The following is a 2,772-nucleotide window of genomic DNA, read 5'->3' on the forward strand; positions in this document are numbered from 1 at the left end:
GCACAGGTCATCTGCGTGAGGGGCATGGAGCATGCCGTTAGGCAGTGCGAAGCGTTAGCGAAGCACCGAAGCGAAGCACAGTGCGGAATGCCCCGACCCTTGCGTCAGCAAGGGGCACGCCCAAAAAAATCATTGATATCTAAAATCTACTTACCTGTGGAATTATCCGATAAATCTAATTTTTTAGCTTCATTCCAATAAGTGTCCATTTCTAAAAGGGACATTTCCGTGAGTTTCTTGTTTTTCAAACGTGCTTGCTGCTCTATGTACTCAAACCTTTTTCTAAATTTCTGGTTAGTCTTTTCTAACACATCATCAGGATTTATACCTATAAATCTTGCATAATTAACCAAAGCAAACAAAACATCTCCAAACTCTTGCTCTATCTGACATTTGTTTTGCTTATCTACCGCTTGTTTGAGTTCTGTAAGTTCTTCTTGTACTTTCTGCCAAACCTGGGCGGCATTTTCCCAATCAAAACCGACCAAAGATGCTTTCTCCTGCATGCGATAGGCTTTGATTAAGCTTGGCAAAGTGTCAGGAACGCCCTGTAAAACCGAATTTTTTTTATCCTGCTCATTTTGTTTTATCTGCTCCCAATTTTGTTTGACAGCATCCGAAGTCTCTGCTTTGACCTGACCATAAACGTGGGGATGCCTGCGTATTAGCTTTTCGCATAGACTCTCAATAACTTCTACAATATCAAACCTTTGATTTTCTGATGCTATTTTGGCATAAAAAACAACGTGTAAAAAAATATCACCTAACTCTTTTTTTATTTCAGCATCATTTTGTTGTACAATAGCTTGGGACAGTTCATGTACTTCCTCTATGGTCAAGTGGCGAATAGAGTCTATAGTTTGGGCTTTATCCCAAGGGCATTTTTCTCTTAACTCATTAACAATGTTAAGTAAGCGTGAAAAAGCTTTTTCTGCTTTGGTAAAAAAGTTTTGTTGCATATTACAAAGGTATGTAATAGTTCAAAAGGTTTGTTAGGGAATTGTGTGTTGATTTGAGTGAAGGGGGTTTTGTGTTGTGCGCCCCCGCTTCGCGGGGGCGCACAATAAGACTATTCAACAACATCCACAAAAAATAAAAATTTGCTTTGTTTCAAAGAATTACTGTAAATTGCATGCAAAACTATGGAAAACCTCACATTAGACCTGTTACAAAGCTTACCACTACTTTTACTATTAGTAATGGCACTTTTTTTAATGATTGCAGAAGCCATAGACCGCCAAAGTATAGTAGTACCCTACATCGGAATAGCGTCTTTGTTAGTATCCGCACTTTTAGAATTCCCTTTTGATGACAAAACAGGCGATATATACCGCAGTGTAACTATCTATAACGGTATGCTCAAAGTTAGAGGAATTGCGTCTTTGTTTCATGTAGTTTTATGCATTGCAGGTGCTTTTACCTTAGCTTTTGCAGTACCTTATTTTCAAAAACTGAAACAATATAAAGAAAGTATTACGGGAGAAATAACAATATTGACCTTATTTGCTGTAATTGGAATGATACTTTTAGCTAACGCTAACGACTTGATCATCACTTTTATTGGTTTAGAAACCATGTCTGTATGTTTGTATATTATGGCTGGAGCTATCAAAACTCGTAAAGAGAATAATGAAGCAGGGATTAAATACTTTTTACTAGGTGCTTTTGCGTCTGCGTTCTTATTGTATGGAATTGCTCTTATTTATGGGGCTTCAGGTAGTACAAACTACAATAAAATGAATATGGCTTTACTTCACTATTCTCCCCTATTTTACGCAGGAATGGGATTGATACTGGTAGGATTTTTATTTAAGGTTTCTGCATTTCCTTTTCATTTTTGGACACCTGATGTATATCAAGGGGCGCCTACTCCATTAGTAGGCTTTATGTCTACTGCGTCTAAAAGTGCTGCTTTTTGGGGACTTATGCTTTTTATTGTAGCCATAACTGCCGTTCCTAAAATTAACTTGCTTTTACAAGCAGTATCTGTGCTTACGATGATATGGGGAAATTTTATGGCTATTCGGCAAACTAACTTAAAGCGCCTTTTAGCTTATTCGAGTATCGCTCATGCAGGATATGTACTTTTAGCTTTTTCTGCCTACTCTAACATGGGCTTTCAAGCTGTTGTTTTTTATATGATAACTTACACTTTAATGAACATAACCGCCTTTGGGGTTATTTCTTTGATAGAGGGCGAAAAACTAAGCACAAATAATAAAGACTTACAAGGTTTGTACTATCAAAAACCTGTCTATGCGATTCTACTTTCAGTATGCATGTTAGCATTATCAGGTATTCCTCCTTTTGTAGGTTTCATGGCTAAATATCAAGTTTTTGCTGCAGCCATTAAAGCCAAATTGTTTGTTCCTTCTGTTATTGGAATTATTACTTCGGTAGCAGCGGCTTTTTACTATTTGAGTGTTATCCGCCGTATATGTTTTGTTAGACCTGATGAAAAAAATACACACACACCTTTTGAACCTGATGGGCTTACTTATGCAGCTTTGGGCGTTTTAGTTACAGGTATAGTGATTTTTGGGATATATCCCAGTCCAATACTTAATTTGGTAAATAAGTTGTATTTGTACTCTGTTCAGTTTGTAGGGTAATGGGTATTTAGTTATTTTTTGTATCAAACATAATTGTATGTTTCTGTACAAAATGAGTTGATTGAGCTTAATTATATGTTTAATTTAATTTTTTGGGCGTGCCCTTGTGGGCGTTTCGCTGCGCTCATGCCCACAAGGTCGGCGTGCTGCGGGCTACGCT

The 2,772-nt window shown here is 37.4% G+C and carries 3 protein-coding genes; 2 read left to right on the forward strand and 1 reads right to left on the reverse strand.

Annotated elements, in window-relative coordinates:
- On the forward strand, nt 1–201 hold a 201-nt coding region (locus NZ519_13515; GenBank protein MCS7029772.1), incomplete at its 5' end, for a hypothetical protein.
- Here the strand turns inward: NZ519_13515 and mazG are convergent.
- Complete coding sequence (mazG, locus tag NZ519_13520; protein MCS7029773.1) at nt 147–959, reverse strand: nucleoside triphosphate pyrophosphohydrolase; 813 nt, start codon at nt 957–959, stop codon at nt 147–149. The two genes, NZ519_13515 and mazG, sit on opposite strands and share 55 nt — an antisense overlap.
- A 183-nt stretch (nt 960–1,142) precedes the next feature.
- Between mazG and NZ519_13525 the strand changes: the two genes are divergently transcribed.
- The gene (locus NZ519_13525; GenBank protein ID MCS7029774.1) at nt 1,143–2,612 is read left to right on the forward strand and encodes an NADH-quinone oxidoreductase subunit N; all 1,470 of its coding nucleotides are present in this window, start codon (nt 1,143–1,145) and stop codon (nt 2,610–2,612) included.
- The last annotated feature ends 160 nt before the right edge of the window (nt 2,613–2,772 follow it).

Source organism: Bacteroidia bacterium (assembly GCA_025056095.1).
Classification (GTDB): domain Bacteria; phylum Bacteroidota; class Bacteroidia; order JANWVE01; family JANWVE01; genus JANWVE01.

Excerpts from the sequence above, each read along its gene's own strand:
- mazG (MCS7029773.1), bottom strand. The coding sequence starts at position 959 with ATGCAACAAAACTTTTTTACCAAAGCAGAAAAAGCTTTTTCACGCTTA.
- NZ519_13525 (MCS7029774.1), top strand. The coding sequence starts at position 1,143 with ATGGAAAACCTCACATTAGACCTGTTACAAAGCTTACCACTACTTTTA.